This window comes from Paenibacillus foliorum (assembly GCF_013141765.1).
GTDB lineage: Bacteria > Bacillota > Bacilli > Paenibacillales > NBRC-103111 > Paenibacillus_S > Paenibacillus_S foliorum.
This window is the reverse complement of the sequence record NZ_WHOD01000105.1, coordinates 134,954-157,560: the sequence shown is the minus strand read 5'-3', so window position 1 is coordinate 157,560 and position 22,607 is coordinate 134,954. Positions and strand designations below refer to the sequence as shown.

At 44.5% G+C, this 22,607-nt stretch carries 19 protein-coding genes and 1 riboswitch; of the genes, 15 read left to right on the top strand and 4 right to left on the bottom strand.

Annotated elements, in window-relative coordinates:
- The first annotated feature begins 27 nt into the window (after positions 1-27).
- The 6 genes from GC093_RS36710 (at position 28) to gyrA (ending at position 9,030) form a co-directional block, all read left to right on the top strand.
- On the top strand, positions 28-1,479 hold the full coding sequence (locus tag GC093_RS36710) for a LysM peptidoglycan-binding domain-containing M23 family metallopeptidase (RefSeq protein ID WP_171655310.1): 1,452 nt from the start codon (positions 28-30) through the stop codon (positions 1,477-1,479).
- 145 nt (positions 1,480-1,624) lie between these two features.
- Positions 1,625-2,449, top strand: coding sequence for a GDSL-type esterase/lipase family protein (locus tag GC093_RS28460; RefSeq protein ID WP_171655309.1), 825 nt, complete (start codon positions 1,625-1,627; stop codon positions 2,447-2,449).
- Positions 2,450-2,565: 116 nt separating this feature from the next.
- Positions 2,566-3,522, top strand: coding sequence for an ABC transporter ATP-binding protein (locus GC093_RS28455; protein ID WP_171655308.1), 957 nt, complete (start codon positions 2,566-2,568; stop codon positions 3,520-3,522).
- Positions 3,515-4,507, top strand: a complete 993-nt coding sequence (locus GC093_RS28450) for an ABC transporter permease (RefSeq protein ID WP_171655307.1) — start codon at positions 3,515-3,517, stop codon at positions 4,505-4,507. The genes GC093_RS28455 and GC093_RS28450 overlap by 8 nt, the downstream gene beginning before the upstream one ends.
- A 106-nt stretch (positions 4,508-4,613) precedes the next feature.
- Positions 4,614-6,587, top strand: a complete 1,974-nt coding sequence (gene parE, locus GC093_RS28445) for a DNA topoisomerase IV subunit B (protein ID WP_171655306.1) — start codon at positions 4,614-4,616, stop codon at positions 6,585-6,587.
- A 7-nt stretch (positions 6,588-6,594) separates the two neighbouring features.
- A complete protein-coding gene (gene gyrA / locus GC093_RS28440; protein WP_171655305.1) occupies positions 6,595-9,030 on the top strand; it encodes a DNA gyrase subunit A in 2,436 nt (811 codons plus the stop codon).
- Positions 9,031-9,037: 7 nt separating this feature from the next.
- Here the strand turns inward: gyrA and GC093_RS28435 are convergent, their stop codons facing one another.
- The gene (locus tag GC093_RS28435; RefSeq protein ID WP_171655304.1) at positions 9,038-9,205 is read right to left on the bottom strand and encodes a hypothetical protein; all 168 of its coding nucleotides are present in this window, start codon (positions 9,203-9,205) and stop codon (positions 9,038-9,040) included.
- A gap of 214 nt (positions 9,206-9,419) precedes the next feature.
- Here GC093_RS28435 and GC093_RS28430 point away from each other — a divergent pair, with 214 nt between their 5' ends.
- From GC093_RS28430 to GC093_RS28410, 5 genes are all read left to right on the top strand, one after another.
- Complete coding sequence (locus GC093_RS28430; RefSeq protein WP_171655303.1) at positions 9,420-9,827, top strand: MarR family winged helix-turn-helix transcriptional regulator; 408 nt, start codon at positions 9,420-9,422, stop codon at positions 9,825-9,827.
- A gap of 55 nt (positions 9,828-9,882) precedes the next feature.
- Positions 9,883-9,961, top strand: a riboswitch (ZMP/ZTP riboswitch).
- Positions 9,962-10,018: 57 nt separating this feature from the next.
- On the top strand, positions 10,019-10,873 hold the full coding sequence (locus GC093_RS28425) for a bifunctional 5,10-methylenetetrahydrofolate dehydrogenase/5,10-methenyltetrahydrofolate cyclohydrolase (protein ID WP_171655302.1): 855 nt from the start codon (positions 10,019-10,021) through the stop codon (positions 10,871-10,873).
- Between the two features lie 136 nt (positions 10,874-11,009).
- A complete protein-coding gene (locus tag GC093_RS28420; RefSeq protein WP_312886624.1) occupies positions 11,010-11,756 on the top strand; it encodes an ABC transporter ATP-binding protein in 747 nt (248 codons plus the stop codon).
- A gap of 2 nt (positions 11,757-11,758) precedes the next feature.
- Entirely contained in the window at positions 11,759-12,511 is a 753-nt protein-coding gene (locus tag GC093_RS28415; protein WP_171655328.1) for an ABC transporter permease, read from the top strand.
- 486 nt (positions 12,512-12,997) lie between these two features.
- The gene (locus GC093_RS28410; RefSeq protein WP_171655300.1) at positions 12,998-13,363 is read left to right on the top strand and encodes a VOC family protein; all 366 of its coding nucleotides are present in this window, start codon (positions 12,998-13,000) and stop codon (positions 13,361-13,363) included.
- A gap of 86 nt (positions 13,364-13,449) precedes the next feature.
- Here GC093_RS28410 and GC093_RS28405 read toward each other — a convergent pair whose 3' ends face one another.
- The 3 genes from GC093_RS28405 to GC093_RS28395 all read right to left on the bottom strand — a co-directional run bounded on the left by GC093_RS28405 (position 13,450) and on the right by GC093_RS28395 (position 16,402).
- Positions 13,450-14,145 carry an RluA family pseudouridine synthase gene (locus GC093_RS28405; protein ID WP_171655299.1) on the bottom strand — a complete coding sequence of 232 codons (696 nt, stop codon included), beginning with the start codon at positions 14,143-14,145 and terminating at the stop codon, positions 13,450-13,452.
- A 3-nt stretch (positions 14,146-14,148) separates the two neighbouring features.
- The gene (locus GC093_RS28400; RefSeq protein ID WP_171655298.1) at positions 14,149-15,012 is read right to left on the bottom strand and encodes a class I SAM-dependent methyltransferase; all 864 of its coding nucleotides are present in this window, start codon (positions 15,010-15,012) and stop codon (positions 14,149-14,151) included.
- 268 nt (positions 15,013-15,280) lie between these two features.
- A complete protein-coding gene (locus GC093_RS28395) occupies positions 15,281-16,402 on the bottom strand; it encodes a peptidylprolyl isomerase (RefSeq protein ID WP_171655297.1) in 1,122 nt (373 codons plus the stop codon).
- A 252-nt stretch (positions 16,403-16,654) separates the two neighbouring features.
- On the opposite strand from GC093_RS28395, the gene glgB reads away from it, so the two are divergent.
- The 4 genes from glgB (at position 16,655) to glgA (ending at position 22,535) form a co-directional block, all read left to right on the top strand.
- Complete coding sequence (glgB, locus tag GC093_RS28390) at positions 16,655-18,586, top strand: 1,4-alpha-glucan branching protein GlgB (RefSeq protein WP_171655296.1); 1,932 nt, start codon at positions 16,655-16,657, stop codon at positions 18,584-18,586.
- A 5-nt stretch (positions 18,587-18,591) separates the two neighbouring features.
- Positions 18,592-19,752, top strand: coding sequence for a glucose-1-phosphate adenylyltransferase (locus GC093_RS28385; protein ID WP_171655295.1), 1,161 nt, complete (start codon positions 18,592-18,594; stop codon positions 19,750-19,752).
- A 15-nt stretch (positions 19,753-19,767) separates the two neighbouring features.
- Positions 19,768-20,868, top strand: a complete 1,101-nt coding sequence (gene glgD, locus GC093_RS28380) for a glucose-1-phosphate adenylyltransferase subunit GlgD (protein WP_216624885.1) — start codon at positions 19,768-19,770, stop codon at positions 20,866-20,868.
- Between the two features lie 245 nt (positions 20,869-21,113).
- Complete coding sequence (gene glgA, locus GC093_RS28375) at positions 21,114-22,535, top strand: glycogen synthase GlgA (protein ID WP_171655293.1); 1,422 nt, start codon at positions 21,114-21,116, stop codon at positions 22,533-22,535.
- The last annotated feature ends 72 nt before the right edge of the window (positions 22,536-22,607 follow it).

The window sequence follows — 22,607 nt, the reverse complement described above, 5'->3', positions numbered from 1 at the left end:
CATTACACCGATATACGGGAGGTACAAGTGGACTATACAACAGGCTGGAAAATGGAAAAGAAGCTGGTTCTAAGCTGTGGGAGCTTGGCTGTTTTTGCTTTGTTTTGCTCAATTGTATATATGTATATGCTGCAGCATACTGTGACGCGATACCGTGTTATTGTTGGGATGGAAGAGGTTGGCACCGTCAGCAGTCCGAATGTCGTTTGGGATTGGTTCGAGCAGAAAAAAACATGGACAAAGCTGCAATATCCGATGGTTCAAGCTGAAGCAAAGTTAGCAGACTTACAATTTATTGAAGAACGGGAGTACAAAGCAACGTTTGATAATTCGGGTGTAATTACTGAGCTGGAGAAAAGAATTAGGACACAGATGAAAGGCGTACAAATCCGTATAGATGGTAAGCCGCTAGGACTGGTCAAGGATGAAGCCGCGGCGCAGGAGCTATTGGAGCAGGTTAAGCAAAAAATGTCGAAAAATAGCAGCAAGGGGCAGGTTCGTATTTTATCAGAACCATCAGGATCAGCTGCTGAAACAACAGAAGACCAAAAAACTGCAGATGAGACGTTCCCGCGTTTCGAATCTATTCAATTTGTTCAGAATATTGATTTCGTCTCTTTAGAAGTCAAGCCAGAGGATATTGGAGATAGCGGGGCAATGCTTAAAAAAATTGAAACGGGCGATGTACAGCCGTTGAAATATAAGGTCGTTTCTGGTGATTGCGTGTCTTGCATTGCCTATAAGCTGAAAATCAACAAACAGGTCATTTATGACAATAATCCTTGGATCAAAAATAATCTGATTCGTATTGGAGATGTTTTGGATTTAACGGTGTTACAGCCGCTGCTGTCGGTGAAAACAATAGAAAAGCGTACAGAAAGCTTTGAAATGCCCTATGAGGTTGCTTATGTAGAAGATTCTAGCATGAAAGCAGGTCTGAAAGAAACATTAGTCCCAGGAGAAGCCGGATTAAAGGAAGTTACCTACCTGACGACCCGAATCAATGGCGAATTCAAGGAAGAAACAGCGGCAGCTGAGAGCATTCTGCGTCTAAGTGTTCAAGCTATCGTTAGAAAAGGGACTAAAGTGATCCCAGGAGTAGGGACGGGAAGCTTTGCATGGCCTATTTACAGAGCTAAATTAACAAGCGAGTTCGGTAAACGCTGGGGAGCATTCCATCCGGGCACAGACATGGTTTCTGAGAATAAAACGATCATGGCTGCTGACAACGGAAAGACGGTATTTGCCGGATGGAAAAATGGTTACGGTAATTGTATTATTATTGATCATCAGAATGGGTTTAGTACGCTTTATGGTCATTTAAGCAAGCTTTCTGTAAGTGAGGGTGAGCTGGTTCAGAAGGGTGAGAAGATCGGCATCATGGGTGCTACCGGTAATTCTACAGGTGTTCATCTTCATTTTGAAGTACATAAAGGAGACGGTCAGGAAAATCCGCTGAACTATTTGGGCAGCTTATAATACACATATTGATATAAGGGATCAATTAGACTGGAGGCCTACTGCTTCCGGTCTATTTGTCAAACATTTGCAAATTGGTTCGCGAACCGCTACTCTAAAATGGAAGTGCAATAGATGTCGAAAGTTGGAGAAGGGAGGAGTTGTCTTGTTATCCACTCGTTTTTTGTGGCGCACGGTTGGGTTGGCTGCTTTTTTATCAACTCTGCTGTGTATTTTCGGTTTTGTTTATGCGATAAACCAAATTATGTTTCCAAAGAAGGCTGGCAATATGGGAGTAGCCGCCCCTCAAGAAACGGTCAAGCCTAAGGAGTCATCCTTTGCTGCTAAGGACAAGATTCAAATTGTCGCTTTGGGAGATTCTTTATCGGCTGGAACCGGTGATTTATCAGGACGGGGATATGTGGGACAAGTAAAAGAAAAGCTGGAGAAGCAGCTGGGTAAGCCTGTTTTTATCTTAAATAATTTTGCTATACCCGGATTTAAAACAAGCAATATGCTGAAGGATATGGAAGAGAAAAAAGGGATTGATACAGCTCTTTCGCAAGCGGATCTTATAGTGCTGACGATTGGCGGCAATGATTTATTTGAAGGTGGACAAGGAGTATTCAACGGGCAATCCGATGAGAGCTTTAATCCAGGCGCAGCGCTCGAACGTATGCCGGAGGCTTTAAAGCGTCTGGAGTTAATATTGGACCGGGTAGCTAAGTTAAATCCAACGGCGGTCATCTGTTATGTCGGTCTTTACCATCCTTTTTTGGATATTGATCCCAATAGAGAGGGTTCCCCAATTATTCAGAAATGGAATATGAGCGCCTTTGAAATTGCAAACCGTTATCCGAATATGGTAGTGGTGCCTACTTTCGATTTATTTGAGGTCAATTTAAGCAAATATTTGTATACGGACCACTTCCATCCGAATCAAGACGGATACGAACGTATTGCGGAGCGGATAGCGCAGGTCGTAAAATAGACCTCTTAGCAGACACTTTTAATACCGTTATGGAGGTTGTTCAAAAAGCCATTTTGACCGCTTCTCTATTCTGAAAGGTTGACTTTTTGAACACTCACTTACAGGGAGATGTTAGCATGAAAAATCAGCGGGAAGTTGTTCTATCAGTTAAAAATGTTAAGAAATCCATCAAAGGCAAAGAGATTATAAAAGGCATCTCGTTTGAAATATACGGAGGCGAAATCTTTGGGTTTTTAGGGCCCAATGGCTCCGGTAAAACAACGACTATTCGAATGCTGGTTGATTTGATTGCACCTACCGAGGGCTCAATTACGATCTGCGGCTATGACGTCCACAAAAAGCATAATGAAGCGATGCAATACGTGGGCTGTATTGTAGAAAATCCAGAGCTATACTCGTATTTAACGGGCTGGGAAAACCTCGAACACTTCGCGCGAATGCTACCGAACGTTTCGGATAAGCGAATTCAGGAGGTAGTTGACATTGTAGGCATGGACGCTCGAATTCATGATACGGTAAGGACTTATTCGCTAGGCATGAGGCAGCGGCTTGGTATTGCTCAGGCCCTTCTTAATAGTCCAAAGCTGCTCATCTTGGACGAGCCCACTAACGGCTTGGATCCGCAGGGCATTAAGGAAATGCGCGAATTTATCCAGCAGCTGGCCAAAACCGGGTTAAGCTTGTTTGTTTCAAGTCATCTGTTGAGTGAGATTCAACAAATGTGCGACCGAGTGGCTATAATAAGCCATGGGGAAGTCATCAAGGTTGGGGAAGTCGATGCGCTAATTGATGAATCGGCAAGCCGTGTTGTATGGCGGATTTCTCCTCTGACCAGAGCTTTGGAGGTGCTTCAAGGGCAGCCGGATGTTCAGGTTTTGAGCTTTGAAGAGAAAGATTCAGATGAGGCGGTTGACTCGGCAGCCGTCGTGGTGACTCAGCTAAGTCCGGAAAGGGTTCCTGCATTGACACGTCTGTTGGTTGAGTCGGAAGTTCAGCTGTATGGAGTGGAGACGAAGAGTCCAACGCTTGAGGATTTATTTTTGAGCTTAACGGAGGGGAAAAGCATTGGTTAGTTTATATCCGTTGGTTAAAAACGAATGCATCAAAATCGTTAAGAAGAAGCGGCTGCTGGTCGTTCTACTTATATTGGCAGCACTTATACCTATGTTTACTTTTGCCCAGATGAAGGTGGCTCAAAATAATCTGAAGCAGTTCGGTACTACAGATTGGCGGGCTGAGCAGAGACAGAAAATTACGGATTACACAAGGAGCATCGGGAGCGCTCGCGTACCTGAGGAGTGGAAGCAATTTCGAAGGGTTGAAGTCATTTTGGCCCAGTATTATTTGGATAAAGATGTGAATCCTGCGGAACCTAACGGTGTAACCTTTACAAGAGAATTTCTTAAAAATGCTGTGGGTCTGTTCATACCTCTTATGATTATGGTGATCGCATCCGACCTTGTGTCCTCCGAGCATTCAACAGGAACAATTAAGCTTTTGCTGACCAGACCTGTTGAGCGATGGAAAATTTTAATGAGCAAGTTAATCAGTATTATATTGTTCACTTCTCTGATTGTGACCTGCACAGCCTTGCTTTGTTATCTCATATCAGGTATTGTATTTGGCTACGGAGGTTGGGATATGCCGATCTTCTTTGGATTTAAAGTTGTCGGTACGGAAGTGGATACTTCTTATGTTCGACCAGTGGAGCAATGGCTTTATCTTATCATGGAATTTGGCTTGGTATGGTATTCTGCGTTGATCGTAGCGGTTATGTCTTTAATGATTTCAGTAATGATACGTAGTACAGCTGCTGGGATGGGTTTGATGCTAGCTGTGCTTATTTCGGGTACAATACTGACTAATATGGTCTCATCATGGGAAACCGCAAAATATTTATTTATGGTCAATTTGCGACTGACTGATTATTTGACAGGCAGCCTTCCGCCCATAAAGGGTATGGATTTACCGTTTTCTTTGACAGTACTTACGGTATGGGGTGCTGTGTCTATAATTGCATCATTTGCCGTTTTTACGAAAAAAGATATATTGAACTAACGGTACAAGATGTTATAATGCACAATAGAAACTAGAGCTTCAGAAAAAAAGTGACAACCAGCTTCGCTGTACTTGTAGTAATGGTTGCACAAAAGGGGATGCTGCGATGGCGGAACAACTTGATTTGTTTGCTAACAAAACAACCACGCGGACGGATTACGACGCTGACGATATTCAAGTGCTGGAAGGGCTTGTAGCAGTCCGAAAAAGACCAGGTATGTACATAGGGAGCACAAGCTCCTCCGGGCTTCATCATTTGGTGTGGGAAATAGTGGATAATGCCGTCGACGAACACTTGGCTAAGTATTGCTCCAAGATTGACGTGACGATTCATAAGGACCAATCTATTACGGTTCAGGATAACGGACGTGGGATCCCGACAGGGATGCATAAAACAGGTATTCCAACCCCACAGGTTGTCTTTACCATATTGCATGCCGGCGGAAAATTCGGCGGTGGGGGATATAAGAAATCTGGAGGGTTGCACGGTGTAGGCGCTTCAGTTACTAATGCACTTTCCGAGTGGCTGGAAGTTACTATTTATCGTGATGGGAAAACACATCGCCAACGTTTTGAATATTGGGTGGATGACAAAGACGTAGAACACGTCGGCGAACCAACTTCCGGTCTTGAAATTATTGGTAATACAAGGCAGACAGGTACGAAAGTTACGTTTAAACCGGATAAACGCGTATTTCATGCTGGAATTGCAGTTAACTACGATACGCTGCTTGAGCGTTTGCAAGAAATTGCTTTCCTGAATTCAGGCTTACAGGTTACCATAAAGGATGAACGGGCTGATAAACAAGAGACGTTCCAATACGAAGGCGGCGCAAGCCAATTCGTCCAATTTTTGAATGAAGAAAAAACAGTGTTGCACGAGGTTATTCATTTCTCCGCTGAAAAGGATGATATTGAGGTAGAGGTAGCACTTCAGTATAACGATGGGTATACCGAAACTCTCGTTTCGTTCGTTAACTCGATTCCGACTCGTGGTGGTGGTACTCATGAGACCGGATTTAAAACGGCCTATACACGTGTCATGAATGACTATGCGCGTAAAACGGCTATTTTGAAAGAGAAGGATAAAAATCTCGACGGACAAGATTTGCGCGAAGGCATGATGGTGGTCATCAATATTAAGATGGGCGAGGTTGAATTCGTCGGTCAAACGAAGGATCAACTAGGCAGTGCAATAGCTCGAAGTGTTGTAGATTCAATCGTATCTGAGAAAATGGCCGTTTTCCTGGAAGAAAATCCTCAGACCGCTCAGATGGTGATGAAAAAGGCGGTACAATCCGCAAAAGCTCGTGAAGCCGCGCGAAAAGCACGTGAAGAGGTACGAAGCGGCAAGAAGGGCAAGAGTGAGAGCTCCAATCTTGGAGGCAAGCTAACCCCTGCTCAATCAAAGGATCACACCAAGAATGAGCTGTTTATCGTGGAAGGTGATTCTGCTGGAGGTTCTGCCAAACAGGGCCGCGACTCCAAGCATCAGGCTATTTTACCGCTTAAGGGCAAGCCGATGAATCCGGAGAAGGCCAAACTGCTGGATATTATGAAAAACGATGAATATAAGGCGATCATTGCTACGATTGGAGCGGGCGTAGGTCCTGAATTCGATGTAACTGAGAGCAATTATGCCAAAATCATCATTATGACGGATGCGGATACAGATGGCGCTCATATTCAGGTACTGCTTCTTACCTTCTTTTATCGTTACATGAAGCCGTTAATAGATGCAGGTAAGGTTTATATCGCACAACCGCCATTGTACAAAGTAACCAAAAAAGCAGGCAAAAACAGCTCTGTAAACTATGCTTGGACCGATGAACAGCTGAATAAGCTAACCAAGGAATTAGGCAAAAACATCGAATTGCAGCGCTATAAAGGCTTGGGTGAGATGAATCCTGATCAACTATGGGAGACAACTATGGATCCAGCTACACGCACTATGCTGCAGGTGCAGATTGAGGACGCGGCAAAAGCCGAACGGCGTGTATCTACGCTGATGGGTGATAAAGTAGACCCGCGTAAGCGTTGGATTATCGAGAATGTCGACTTTACCGAGTTCGAGGAGTAGATAAACTGTGACAATATTGGAAAGCTTTTTACCTGCATTTCTGGAGGAAGTAGTTGGAGACCGATTCGGCCGCTATTCCAAATACATTATACAAGATCGCGCTATTCCTGATGTGCGGGATGGCCTAAAGCCTGTACAACGGCGTATTCTATATGCTATGTACGATGCTGGCAATACACCCGATAAACCGTACAGTAAATCTGCCAAAACAGTTGGTTATGTAATGGGTAATTACCATCCTCACGGAGATTCGTCTATCTATGATGGAATGGTACGGATGGCACAGCCTTGGAAGATGGGGCATACTCTGGTCGATGGTCATGGAAACTGGGGTTCACAAGATGATGATCCTCCTGCTGCTATGCGTTATACCGAGGCTCGTTTGTCCGAAATTGCTATGGAGCTGCTGCGTGATATAGAAAAGCGTACGGTACAATTTAAAGACAACTTCGACAATACGACCAAGGAGCCTGTGGTTCTGCCTGCTCGTTATCCGAATTTGTTGGTTAACGGAGTTAGCGGTATCTCGGCTGGTTTTGCAACGGAAATACCGCCGCACAACCTACGAGAGGTAATCGATGCTTGTATTGCGATGATTGACAAGCCTGGTATGGATCTCGAAGAGCTTATGCAGATTGTCAAAGGACCTGATTTCCCGACTGGCGGCATCATTATGGGCTCCGATGGCATTCGAGAAGCCTATCGCACGGGTAAAGGTCGGATTTACGTCCGGTCGCGTACTGAGATTGAAAGCGTGCGAGGCGGACTTCAGCAGATCGTCATTACTGAAATTCCTTACCAGGTCGTCAAGTCACGTCTAGTAACGGCTATGGAAAACATAAGGATTGAAAAGAAAATTGAGGGCATCGCTTTGGTGCGAGACGAAAGCGGGCGTCAAGGCTTGCGGATCGTTGTCGAACTGAAGAAAGAAGCGGATGCACAAGGTGTTCTTGCTTATTTGTTGAAAAAAACCGATCTTCAGGTTACTTATAATTTCAATATGGTAGCTATAGTTAATAAAACGCCTAAGCAACTGGGCATCCAGGATATTATTCACGCTTACATTCAACATCAGAGAGAAGTTGTGACGTATCGAACTCGATACGACTTGGACAAGGCTGAAGATCGAGCGCATGTCCTGGAAGGACTCGCCAAGGCCTTAAATATTTTGGACGAGGTAATAGCTGCGATCAAGGCATCCAAGAACCGTTTGGACGCACAAAATAACTTGGTTGCGCTATTCGGCTTTACGGAGCGTCAGGCTGACGCTATCCTGACCTTACAGCTATATCGTTTGACCAATCTGGAAATCCACTCCATCGAGAAGGAGCTGAAGGATGTCCAAAAAACGATAGCTCATTTGAACTCCATACTGAACAGCGAGAAGAAATTGTTGTCGGTCATCAAGGATGAAATGACTGTAATTCGCAATAAATATGGTGTTGATCGGCGCTCGGATATCCAAGATGAGGTGGAAGAGCTCAAGGTTAATCTTGAGGTGATGGTAAGCGCAGAGGATGTATACGTTACCTTGTCCAATGAAGGCTACATCAAACGGACAAGCAAGATGTCCTTTATTCGATCAGGCGGAGAGATTGAGAAAACAGGGCTCAAGGATGGAGATTATGTACGCTACCTTCTGGAAGTAAACACTCTGGATAATCTGCTTATCTTCACGCAAAAGGGACAGTTCTATCTCTTGCCTGTTCATCAGGTACAGGAGTACAAGTGGAAGGAAAACGGCACAGCCATTGTGAATGTTATTCCTATTCCCAAGGATGACCGGATTGTAAATGTCATCCCGGTAAAAGACTTCGAAGAACCGGGCCGATCTGTTGTATTCGTCACCAGACGCGGTCAGGTGAAGAGGACGGAGCTCAAGGAGTATTTCACCAACCGTTCCATTGGCATTGTCGGTTGCAAGGTCGGGGAAAACGACTCTGTATTCGAGGTTCGACTTAGTCATAATGATCAAGATATTATGCTTGTATCTAAGCTGGGTATGGCGATCCGTTTTGCCGAAACAGAAGTGAACCCTATGGGCCGCGCAGCTGGAGGGGTTCGTGGTATCCAGTTGAAGGATGATGATGAAGTCATCAGTGCTGAATGGATAAAAGGGGAGGAAGGGGAACTGCTAGTTGTTTCCGACCTTGGCTACGCGAAGCGCTCACTCATTCTTGATTACCCTGTACAAGGCCGCGGAGGGAAGGGAATCTTCACCTTTGAATTCAGAGATGGCAAGCGAGTGAAGCCTAACGGCAATCAGCTTGTTAAGGCCTTCGTAGTTAAAGAGGAGCTGCTGATTACCGCATTCCTGCAAAGCGGTGAGCGTGTTTCATTCTCTTCGGAAAAGACACCGATAGAGCAGCGTAAATCAACAGGAAGGCAGGTTGTCACGGTTAATAAGACAGACCTGATTTCTGATTTGTTGAAGAGCGATTAGTGCAAATTTAATCATAGCTATTGTAATGAGCATCGTGCTTTTCGATAAATTCCAAAAATAATTTTAATACGGCCCACACTGGCATCGATTCATCTAATCGGTCGAGCCATTGTGGGTCATTTATTATGCCGGATTGTAAAGCCTGTTCACCAATAACCTGTTTCCATTCTTCCATCTTTAAATCACTCCTTACACGAAATGACAAGCCCCGCCTCTAGTCAAATACCTATGCTGCATTATATGTTGAAACGAGTCTAATGTTCCTGATATTTATCGATTAATGTCTTAAAGTATTTATGATATTAACCTTTCAACCGAAGAAAGGTAATGATATAATAAAAATAACAAACGAGGAAAAATTTTGGAGTTGAAAACAGGAGTGATAATCTGTGGTAACCCAAGAATTTGCAAAACTATGGTGGAAGCTGTCTAAGGATCTTCACACCCATATGGATGCGGAGCTTGCCCCGTCCTTGACCGAAGGGCAGCTGACGGTCTTAGAGTTGCTTCTGAATCGAGATCGAATGAAGCCTTCAGATTTTATTGAATTTCTTGCAACGACACCAGCTGCGATTACCACATTGTTGGATCGGATGGAAAAGGCGAGTCTCATTACGCGGGAGCGGGATGAGAAGGATCGCCGGATCGTATGGGTGCAGGTCTCTGAGAAGGGAAGAGCGGAGTGCGAACGCGGAATGCAAATTCGTGAACGGTTTCTGCAAAGCTACTTAAGCCGGATCTCTTCACATAATCAACAGCTGCTGGTCTATTTGCTAGGCAAGGTTGCGAATGCATAATAGTTTTTGAGGGTTGCTATTTTTCCAGAATGAGTTACAATTGTTTTTGACAAAGAAAGCTGTGTGTGACTGGCGGACATGGGGAACCATGAGGGAGCACATAGGGTACAAGGCCGTACGCCTGGGCAAAGGTAAGGGAGCATATCCCTTGCCTTTTTCTGTTCTTAATTAAGTTGAAGGGTTGGGAGAGTATGACAACAAATAGCCTTATATTAGACGGAGCTCAAGTAGCAGATACCATCAAGGAACAATTGAAGGCAAGGATAGGACGACTGGCAGGTCAAGGGATTACAGCTTGTTTGGCGACAGTCATGGTAGGGGATGATCCTGCATCTGATACTTATGTGAGAATGAAAGGAAATGCATGCAGGCGGATCGGGATTGTCTCCAAGCGGATTCAGCTCGCCAAGGAGACAACAACGTCAGAATTGGTTGAGGTTATTCAGCAGCTCAATAAGGATCCCTTAGTGCATGGCATTTTATTGCAGCATCCGGTTCCTTCACATATTGATGAAAGAGCAGCCTTCGACACAATAAGCATCGAAAAAGATGTAGACGGTGTGACTACTATGGGCTTCGCTCAGACGGCCTTTGGATTTGGTGCTTTTCCATCCTGCACGCCAGCGGCGATTATTGCGATATTAGATGCTTATAACATATCCATTGAAGGTAGGCATGCTGTAGTTATCGGTCGAAGTCCGATTCTAGGCAAACCAGTATCGCTTATGTTATTGAACCGGAATGCTACCGTAACTATATGCCATTCCAAAACACAGCAGCTGGATCAGATTGTAAAGTCAGCAGATATAGTTGTTGCGGCAGTGGGCAGACCTAAATTTGTTCAAGGTGATTGGATTAAACCAGGAGCCGTTGTGATGGATGCCGGTTACAACAAAGGGAACATTGGTGATGTGGATTATGATGCTTGCATGCGAAATGCAAGTGCTATTACACCGGTACCCGCAGGTGTCGGACCTGTAACTATTGCCACATTGCTCAAGCATACCGTTGATGCTGCTGAAAGAGCCTCTATGTCCAACCAGTAAAGGTGTCAGCAATTAGAGATGGATGCTGGTGTAGCGACCGTAAACCCGTGTATGATTTCAAAAGCCAAACTTGTAAAAGTGAGGTATAATCGTACACGACGATTTAATGGGAGTTTTTTTAATAGGGGGGAAATCAGTGAGTGAGATCGCGATTCTAGAGCTGGATTGCTTGCAGAAATCCATTTTTCAAGAAAAACAGAGGACTTTGTTTGAGGGGATTACTAGTACAATTACGGAGCCTTCCATAATCGCAGTGCTAGGAGTATCCGGGCAAGGGAAAAGCACATTGCTGCGCATTCTCGGCATGCTGGATAGTGCAGACACAGGGACGGTCCGGTATCGTGGACGGCTTTCAACGGCTTGGCGTCCCCAGGACTGGAGAATGAAGGTCAGCTATGTGGCGCAGCTGTCGGTTATGCTTACAGGAAGTGTGGAGGATAATCTGCGCGCAGCAAGCTTTATACATCATCAGCCGTTTGATAGTAAATCGGCAACAGAGCTAATGGCTAAAGTAGGACTTGGTAATATGGATTGGAAGAAACAAGCAGCCGATCTATCCGGCGGTGAGAAACAAAGGGTAGCTTTGGTGCGTTCGATGCTATTAAGGCCGGAAGTGCTGCTATTGGATGAGATCACAGCTTCTCTTGATCTGCAAAGTAAGCAAGCAGTCGAAGAGATGCTATTGGGCTGGCAAAGTAAGGAAGAAGGCACGATTATATGGGTAACCCATGATTTGGAGCAAGCTCGTCAAACAAGCGATCGTATTTGGTTCATGGGGGAACAAACATTGCTGGAGCAAAATGATACAGTTGATTTTTTTGCAAACCCGCAATCTGCAGTAGCCCAGCAGTTTTTGCAAATCACGCGGGAGGAAGCTAAATAATGATGTCCAATCTTGCGTTAGGCTTTACGCTTGTTTTTATCGTTATCACGATTTTCGTGTCCATGTGGCAGAAGCTTGGGTTAGAAAAGGATATTATAATTGGGACGATTCGTTCGGCAGTTCAACTGTTGCTAGTCGGTTATTTGCTGCAGTTTGTTTTTAACGCTAATCATCCAGCACTTTTAATAATAATTTTATGCGCCATGATTATCATTGCTGCTTGGAACGCAAGTCATCGGGCAAAAGGAGTTGCTGGCATACGTTGGCGAATCATTCTGGCCATCGCGATTACGGAAGGGTTGACTATGGGATTGCTGCTGACACTGGGTATCATTGAGCCTACGCCGCAATATATCATACCTGTGAGCGGGATTATCATTGGTAACTCTATGGTTGTTTCCGGATTATACTTGAACCAGATGAAGCGTGAGATGCAAACTTCGAGGGGACAGATCGAGACCTTGCTTTCACTCGGAGCGACAACGCGTCAGGCTATTCAGGAATCGTTAAAACGCTCAGTGAAGGCTAGCATGATCCCAACTATTGATGGGATGAAGACAATGGGCCTTGTACAGCTGCCAGGAATGATGACGGGGATGATTGTAGCAGGCGCCAATCCGGTTGAAGCTGTGCGATATCAGGTGCTTATCGTATTTACGATTATTGCAGCTGCAGCACTGTCAAGTATAGTTCTAAGCATGATCAGCTACAAGCTGTGGTTCACCAAGGATGAGCAGCTGCGTTCGACGGTATAGTGCTGCATTCACGGTGTGAGGTTATAGCGGAAGTCCTTGTTCCTCTAACGTCTAGAAAATACAAAAACAGAGAGATAAGGGAACAGCAATTTCCTTTATCTCTCTGTTTTTGTGCGTTGTGCTCTTCGTAGTTGAAAATAAAGGAATTCCGGCTTCCGCTATAGCCTCAAATTGGAGCCAGCAGATTGGATAAAGGAACTCATAGTTCCGCTTCAATCCTTCAAGGCACACATAGCAGCGTCATCGCTATCCTTATTATCAAACTGTCTCAGACATGGAGTGAAATTTTTCCTTTAAGTAAGGTTGGGTGTTTGTTAAGCAACTAGTCGTGTTGTACTATAATAATGGTATAAAATAATAAGCAATGTTATAGATTAAGTAGTTGTAAATTAAGTTGTTTTAAATTAAGTAGTTTTAAATTAGATCATAAATCACCAGAATTGTTAGGTAAAACATATAGAACATGTTTAAGAATGGAGGTTAGAAATGAAGGTCAAACGAATCGTTTCCAATATACATACGGAGGATATCATGGCAGCTAAACGCTTTTACCAGGACGTGCTTGGTCTCGATGTATGGATGGATCACGGATGGATCGCAACTTACGGCTCGCACAAGGAGATGAGCATCCAAATTAGTTTCGCCTCACAAGGAGGCTCAGACACACCTACACCGGATCTATCGATTGAAGTCGATGATGTTGATGTTGCATTTGAACGCATGAAAAGCGCGGGGTTTTCGATAGAATATGGCCCGGTTGATGAGCCTTGGGGGGTACGGCGATTCTATGTTCGCGACCCATTTGGCAAGCTTATCAACATTCTTGCACATGTACCCTACAATTATGAATAGCTTCGGGCCAATGGTACACGCGGAAGAGCTTCCGTGAATGCGATTATCCAAGGTTGAGCCGTTGAATAGAAAAAAACGGCCGCCTATTAGCGGCCGTTCCACAAGTTCCAAGGGAATGCAATAGGGGGCGCTGAGGTGAAGCTCAGCGTCTCTTTTGTAACCGGATGCTCGAAGCTAAGCTCAGTTGCCCATAAAGCGATCTGCTGACCCGGCTTGGTCAGATGCGCTCCATAGCGCTGATCTCCAACCAATGGACAGCCGATTGCTGAGAATTGCACACGAATTTGGTGCGATCTGCCGGTATGCAGCTCGATCTCGACAAGCGAGAGCCCGTCCATATGATCGGCCAACCGGTAATCCAATATGGCCTCTTTGGCACCAGGCTTGCCCGGAGGTACAACGGATACCATATTGGTCTTAGCATCCTTAAGCAGATAATGGGTTAATGTGCCTTGTGATTGCTTAGGCGTTCCGTTGATGACCGCCGTGTAATGCTTGCGAATAGTACGTGTCCGCACTGAATCAGAGAGACGGGAAGCCGCCTTAGAGGTTTTGGCGAAAACCATGACGCCGCCGACTGGCCGATCTAATCGGTGAACCAATCCCAAATAGACGTTGCCCGGCTTGTTATGCCGGCGTTTGAGATCCTGCTTGATCATCGTGAGCAGATCAGGATCATGGGAATCATCCTCCTGTGTCGGCACGTTCACCGGTTTGACGACCACTATGACATGATTGTCCTCGTATAGAACAGGGATGGAGGGCAGAGAGGCTTGCGCCATTGGTTACGCCTCCCAGCGCCCAAGGATGCCACACGGCAGCATTAGCTTTGAGGTCGTAATTGGCAGTCCAATTTCTCCGCAGGTAATATTGCCGCCATATTTGTTGCCGAGCGATAGGGCCAAAATATTTTTCAATACAGTTGCAGATATACCCGTCGTATACGAGTTGATCAGGAAGAACAACGGTCGGTCGGACATGATTTGCATACATGATTCTACAAACGGAAACAGGTTCGTTTCAAGCTTCCAGGTTTCACCGTTCGGGCCGCGACCATAGGAGGGAGGGTCCATAATGATGGCATCGTATTGGCTGCCCCGGCGCTGTTCACGCTGAACGAACTTAAATACATCATCCGTAATAAAACGGATTGGACGGTCTCCCAAGCCGGATAATTGAGCGTTCTCCTTGGCCCATTGTACGACTCCCTTGGATGCATCGACATGGCATACCTCAGCTCCAGCATATGCGCAGGCAACAGAAGCTCCACCTGTGTAAGCAAATAGGTTCAGGACTCTGATCTTTCGTCCTGCTCCTTGAATTTTATCGATCATCCATCTCCAGTTAGCCGCTTGCTCAGGGAATAATCCGGTATGCTTAAAGCTGGTCGGCTTAATATGAAACGATAATTTATCGTAAGCTATAGTCCAGCGTTCCGGGATTTGTTTCTTATAATCCCATTCGCCCCCGCCGCTGGAGCTTCTATGGTAATGGGCATCGGGATTTTTCCACAATCCGCTCTCTTTGGCTAGCGGCCAAATGATCTGCGGATCCGGCCGGCGTAAGATGATATCACCCCAGCGCTCCAGCTTTTCTCCATCGCCAGTATCAATGACCTCATAATCTTTCCAATCGTGTGCTGCAAACATGACCTTACCTTCTTTCTATCAGTTTCCGAAAATCCATTCTTGACAATCCTATCTATTGTACACGAAATTATATCGATAAAAAAGCTGTAAAGGCATTTACTAGGTAAACTCTAATTTATTTGATTTGCAGGCAGTCAAAAACAACCCTATCAAGGATAAAGGGCCGCGTCGTCCTTAAGGGACGAGTATGTTTGTCATGCCTATAGTTTATCCTATCTGTACAACACAAAAAGACTGGAGTCGCCTCCAGCCTCTTAGTTGAACCTTCTTATTTAGGCAGCTCGATTTTTTCGATTAAGCCCGGCAGTTCATTGTCTGAAAATTGCTTGTAAGCTTTGTTAACTAAGTTCCGAACGATGCTATCCGGAGCTTGTAAATAAGGATTGTATCCACGTGTTTCTACACGAATGATATGATAGCCAAATTGAGTTTCCACCGGTTCACTAATTGTTTTTAATGGTAACTCAATTGTAGCCTTTTTAAATTCAGGCACCCAATCACTCACAGCAGCATTTTCATATAAGCCGCCTTGAGCTTTGGATCCTGGATCTTCCGAGTATTCTCTAGCTACAGCAGCAAAATCTGAACCAGCGATTTGCAGCTTTGTCTGAACTTCCTTCACCTTTTTGTCTACTTCTTCTGCTGTACGTTCTACTCCTTGATCATTCTTGAAGCTTATTAGAATGTGGCTGACAGAGGCAGCTAGATAATCCGTATTATTGTTCTTAACTTCCTGATCATAAGTTGCTTTGGCTGAGGCTCCCAAAGCCTTCTGCGTACCTACCATTTCCTCAAGATAGGTGTGCAGATCCTCTTCCACGAGGTTGTATGTTGCCAGAAAGGCTTTGGAGTCTTGTCCGCCGCTGATTTCTTGGATATAGCTTTTTATATTTTTAAATTGTTTAGCTACGGCATTGGGCAAAGCTTCCTTATCTTCATTGGTTAATCGGCTGGTCAAAATTTTGCCGGCAATCAACTGTTTGAGTGCTGAAGTTTGAGCATTAACATCAGCTGGCGATGATGCATCCTGCTGATTAATTAACCGAATAATATTGATATACTTCTCTAACTCACCAAGCGTAACTTGTCCGCCTTTATAAACGCCAACGGTACTGCTCAGGTCGATTTTGCGACCCACATAAATGGTATCGTTATCACCATCCCATGTTACTTCCTTACCAAGTGCCTCACTTACAAACCGGAGTGGAACATAAGTGGTCCCGTTATAGATAAAGCTATCATCCGCCGGTTTTTTCTGTTGACCATCAAACATATATTTGATGTTTTTAAAATATACTTCTATTTGTGTCCCGCTGGCATACGCTATCGATCCGGTCATCAAGACACCAATCGACAAACCCAATACGAGCCCCTTAAACTTATCATTCATAGCTGATTTATCCACCTTTCTTTTATCCCGTGCGCTTTTGAGGTTATGAGCTCTAAGAAGCGCACTTATAACTTATTCCTCTTAAATCGACAAACTCCTGCTTTTTTTGGTTAAAAGGATATAATGGGAATCTGATTGGTTGTCGATTTATAAGAGAAAGTATATTTGATCAAAAGAGAGGATTTTGCAATCTGATGTAGTATTTGTCTTAAAGAAACAGAAAAATTAAACAATAAGGGGATGGATGAATTTATGATGGATTTATTCCCCGGACCGGAAGATCTATTCTTGTTTCACGAGGGCAGCTTATATCAAAGCTACCGGGTGCTTGGAGCACACTTTGCGGAACTAGAAGGCACCTTGGGGGTTCGGTTCGCTGTTTGGGCGCCGCACGCAAGGGAAGTACGGGTTATTGGTGATTTTAACAACTGGAACAGCAGCGGGTATGGAATGAGCAAGGCAAGCACTTGGGGAGTATGGAGTTTGTTTATTCCTAATGTGCGGGAAGGCGATTTTTACAAGTACGAAATACTTACCCAGCATGGAACATTGGTTTTGAAGGCAGATCCTTATGCGTTTTATTCAGAATTGAAGCCAGGGACAGCCTCGCGAGTGTTCGCACTGGAAGGCTACGAATGGAATGATCTGGAGTGGGAAAGAGGCAAGAGCTCGAACTCTTCTTACAACAGGCCAATGAACATCTACGAGATACATATGGGAACCTGGAAAAAGAAGCCCGATGGTGAATATTATTCGTACCGCGAGCTTGCCGATGAATTGGTTGATTACGTGGCGAGCATGGGATATACCCACGTAGAGCTGCTGCCCTTGGCGGAGCATCCTTATGATCGATCTTGGGGCTATCAAGCAACAGGCTATTATTCTGTAACGAGCCGCTTTGGAACGCCGAAGGACTTTATGTACTTTGTGGATCGCTGCCATCAGGCTGGAATTGCAGTCATTATGGATTGGGTTCCTGGCCATTTTGTGAAGGATGATCATGGTTTAAGACAATTTGACGGGCAGCCCTTATATGAGCACAAGGATCCTCGGCATGCGGAGAAGCCAGAATGGGGGACGCTGGCCTTTGACTTTTCAAAGCCAGAAGTCATTAGCTTCCTTATCTCTAACGCATTGTTTTGGATGGATATGTACCATATTGATGGACTTCGTGTCGATGCTGTTGCAAGCTTGTTGTACTTGAATTTCGGAAAACCACAGGATCAATGGATCAAGAATGCGCATGGAGGGGACGAGAACCCGGAGGCAATAGCCTTTATAAAGAAGCTGAACCATACGGTGTTTGCTCACTATCCTCATGCATTAATGATGGCGGAGGATTCAACCGATTGGCCCATGGTTACATCGCCGGTACATGAAGGTGGGCTTGGCTTTAACTATAAATGGAATATGGGCTGGATGAACGATATGCTGAAATATATGGAGATGGATCCGTATTTCAGACGAGGCAGCCACAATTTATTGACCTTCTCATTCATGTACACTTTCTCGGAAAATTATGTGCTGCCTTTATCACACGATGAGGTTGTGCATGGCAAAAAATCACTGCTTAATAAAATGCCCGGGGATTACTGGCAGAAGTTCGCAAATTTGCGGGTGCTTTACGGTTATATGATGGCCCATCCCGGCAAAAAGCTACTGTTTATGGGTAGTGAGTTTGGTCAGTTTGATGAATGGAAGGATTTGGAGGATCTCGATTGGGAGATGCTAGAGTATGAGAGTCACCGAACTATGCATCAGTATGTCAAAGATTTAAACCACTTCTATTTACAAGAGAGATCGTTATGGGAGCTGGACCATCAGTCTGAAGGGTTTTCATGGATTGATCCCCACGATAATAACCAGAGTATTGTTACTTTCATGAGAAAGTCAAAGGATCCTGAAGATTTTTTGATTATTGTATGTAATTTCACCCCTGTTACACACAGTCAGTATCGGATTGGTATCCCATTTGCTGGCGAATATAGAGAGTGTTTTAATAGCGATCTGCCTGTCTATGGAGGCTCTGATCAGCTTAATGGCGAAAAGTTGAAAACACAAACCGTTTCTTGGCATTATCAACCATATAGTTTGCAGCTAACGATTCCGCCGCTTGCAACCATAGTGTTAAAACCTGTCAAGATCCAGCGTCTTAACAACACTAAAAGAATAGGAAGGGGTTAATGCCGATGCGCAAAAAGGAATGTGTGGCCATGCTGCTTGCAGGAGGAGAAGGCAGACGGTTAGGAGTTCTGACAAATAAACTGGCTAAGCCTGCCGTACATTTTGGTGGAAAATATAGGATTATTGATTTTACCCTTAGTAATTGCACGAATTCCGGTATCGATACAGTAGGAGTGCTTACGCAATACCAGCCGCTGGTGCTGAATACATATATTGGCATTGGAGCCCCATGGGATCTCGACCGCAAGAATGGCGGCGTTACTGTGTTGCCTCCCTACATGGAACAAAAAGGCGGGGATTGGTACAGCGGCACAGCTAATGCGATTTTCCGTAACGTTTCCTTCATTGAGCAATATGATCCAGAGTATGTACTTGTAATCTCCGGGGATCACATCTATAAGATGGATTATGATCTCATGCTTGATTTCCACAAGAGCAGAGGGGCTGACGCAACAATAGCTGTGATTGGAGTCAAATGGGAGGAAGCAAGTCGTTTCGGAATTATGAGCACAGATGATGAGGAAAGAATTACGGAATTCGCGGAGAAACCGAAGGAGCCCAAAAGTAATTTGGCTTCCATGGGTATTTATATTTTTAATTGGAAGGTTCTTAAAGAATATTTAACGAAAGATGAAGATAATCCGGAGTCAAGTAAAGATTTCGGTAAAGATATCATTCCATTAATGCTCAGTGAAAATAAGAAGATGATGGCTTATCCTTTTCAAGGTTATTGGAAAGATGTGGGCACGATTGAAAGCTTATGGGAAGCCAATATGGATTTGTTGGAAAATGAGCCTGACTTCAATCTGAACGATAGAGAATGGCGCATATATTCGGTTAATCCATGCCAACCTGGTCAATATATCGCTCCCACCGCACAAATTCGACGAGCACTTGTTAATGAGGGCTGCAGTGTATTGGGTGAAGTGGATCATTCCGTATTGTTCTATGGTGTAGAGGTTGGGGAAGGAAGCCTGATTAAGGATTCCGTTATTATGCCGAATGTGAAAATCGGGAATAACGTTAAAATATACAAATCGATTATCGGCGAAGGAACCGTGGTCGAAGACGGAAGTGTGATCGGCGAGCCTGGGCAGCAAAATATTATATTAATTGGCGGTAATGAGCATATCAGTCTGGCTACCTCGGCCAACTTGAAAGGGTGAGTTCAAATGAAGCGTATGATGGGCGTAATAAACTTGGTGAATGAACCTGACTATTTGGAAGAACTTACCTATTCGCGTTGTGTAGCATCTGTGCCGTTCGGCGCAAGATATCGGTTGATTGATTTCACCCTTTCCAATATGGTTAATTCCGGTTTTGAGAATGTCGCTGTCTTTACCCAGCATAAATACCGTTCACTTATGGATCATCTTGGCTCGGGCAAGGAATGGGATTTGGATCGTAAGCGTGGCGGTATGTTTATTTTGCCAGCAATCCTGCAAGAAACAACAGGCATGTCACGGGGAGATTTATTCCAATTTTACAGCCATCGTGATTACTTTTACCGGGCTCGCGAGGATTATGTGGTTATTTCCCGCAGTCATATCGTATGCAATATCGATTTCAATAAAGTTCTGGATTATCACTTGGAGAAGAATGCAGATATCACGGTCGTTTACAAGCATGCAGATGATGAAGAATTCGCTAAATATCGCCGTCTAGCTGTTAAAGATAGCGGTCAAGTTACAGTGATGGAGGATCAGTCAGGACGTTTGCGTACAGATAACATTTCAATGGAAATGTATGTGATGAGCAAAGAGCTTCTGCTTGATATGGTTGAGTCCTGCTTAGCGCAAGGGTACGATCATCTCGTGCGTGACGGTATTATGAAAAATATTGATAAGCTGAGCGTTTATGGTTATCTTCATGAAGGACACGCAGGCATAGTCAATACGATTCAAAGCTACTATAAGCACAGTATGCAGCTGTTAAATCCGAAAGTATGGCGTGAGCTGTTCTTTCAAAAGAATCTCATTTACACGAAAATTAAAGACGAGCCGCCGGCTAAATATGTGGAAAACTCCAGTGCCCGCAATGCATTGATTGCTAATGGCTGCATAATTGAAGGCAAGGTAGAGAACAGTATTTTGTTCCGCGGCGTTAAAATCCGTAAGGGTGCCTATGTGAAAAATAGTATCATCCTTCAAAATTGCGAGATCGAGGAAAATGTTATTATAGAGAACGCCATACTGGATAAGGATGTATTTATTAACAGAGGCCGTGTACTCACAGGCGACAAGCAAGCGCCATTTATCGCTTCCAAAACCAAGGTTATTTAAGGGAACCAGCTTGATTGGGTAATAGGTTTGAAGAGCCTTATTTGCCTGTGCGGCTGCACAATAGGAAGTGACTTCGTAGCTTCAAACACGTTTTCCGGACTTTTATTGAATTAATTTTAAGGTAATAAGTCCGGAAAAACCTCGCCTCGAAGTCATCTTCCAATCGTTCCGCCTATCGGCAAATAGGAGCACATTCAAAAAAATGACTCAATCAAGCATAAATATAAAAGGAGTGGTAGGAAGCCATGAAAGTGTTATTTGCCGCATCGGAAGCAGTACCTTTTGCGAAGACAGGAGGCTTGGCAGATGTTATCGGATCTTTACCGAAGGAACTGGTCAAGCAAGGACTGGATGTAAGAGTTATACTCCCCAAGTATGAGGACATACCGGCACAATTTACGCAGCAGATGGAAACCGTCGCCTCCTTTACTTTGCAGATGGGCTGGAGACAGCTGTACTGCGGTATTTTGAAGCTTGTTCATGAAGGAATTACCTTTTATTTCGTCGATAATGAAATGTATTACCGTAGAAGAGGCTGCTATGGTTACGGTGATGATGCAGAACGATTTGCATTCTTTTGCCGTGCTGTGCTGGATGCCTTGCCTCATATTGATTTTATCCCGGATGTCATTCATTGCCATGACTGGCAGACTGGAATGATCCCTGTTCTTTACCGAGCTCACTTCAGCTGGCAGCCTCAATACGAGCATATTAAAACCGTTATGACCATTCATAATTTGAAATATCAAGGTGTTTTTGGCAAAGAGCAATTCAAAGATTATTTTGCATTAGGTGACGAGCATTTGGGAGGCTATGCACTGGAGCTATTCGGAGGGGCCAGCTTTATGAAGGGCGGACTCTTGTACTCGGATATAATCACAACAGTGAGTCCGACTTATGCAGAAGAGATACAAACTCCTTATTTCGGGGAATACCTGGATGGTCTTCTGCGCAGCCAACAGCATCGGCTTTATGGCATCGTAAACGGTATTGACTATGAAGAGTTCGATCCAATGACCGACCCGCGCTTGGAGGTCAATTACCGCGATTCGGTTGTAAAGAAGCAGCAAAACAAAATGAAGCTGCAGGAGCGTCTGGGTCTGCCCGTGAACAAGGATATCCCTCTCATCGCATTGGTGACGCGTCTGGTTGATCAGAAAGGACTTTCCTTAGTAGATAGAGTCATAGAAGATTTATTGTCACTAGAAGCGCAATGGGTCATTCTAGGGACCGGAGATCATCGGTATGAGCAGTTGTTCCGCTGGGCTGCTGATCGATATCCGGACAAGCTATCCGCGAATATTACCTTTAATGAACCATTGGCGAGGCAAATTTATGCAAGCTCTGATCTATTCTTGATGCCTTCGGAATTCGAGCCTTGCGGTATCGGACAATTAATCGCAATGCGCTACAGATCCATACCGATTGTAAGGGAAACGGGTGGACTTAAAGATACGGTGGCTTCCTTTGACGAATCGACTGGGGAAGGAACAGGCTTCAGCTTTACGCATTACAACGCTCACGATATGCTGTATACCGTTCAACGAGCAGTTAACCTTTATAATGATCCAGAAGCATGGAAGACCATTTGGTCCAACATCAAGAAGAAAGATTTCAGCTGGCGCAAATCTGCACAGCAGTATGCGGCTTTATACAATAATCTATAAATTTGAAACGATAACAAATAAACCAACGCCTCACGAGGCGTTGGTTTATTCTATAGCTAAAGAAGCTGAAAT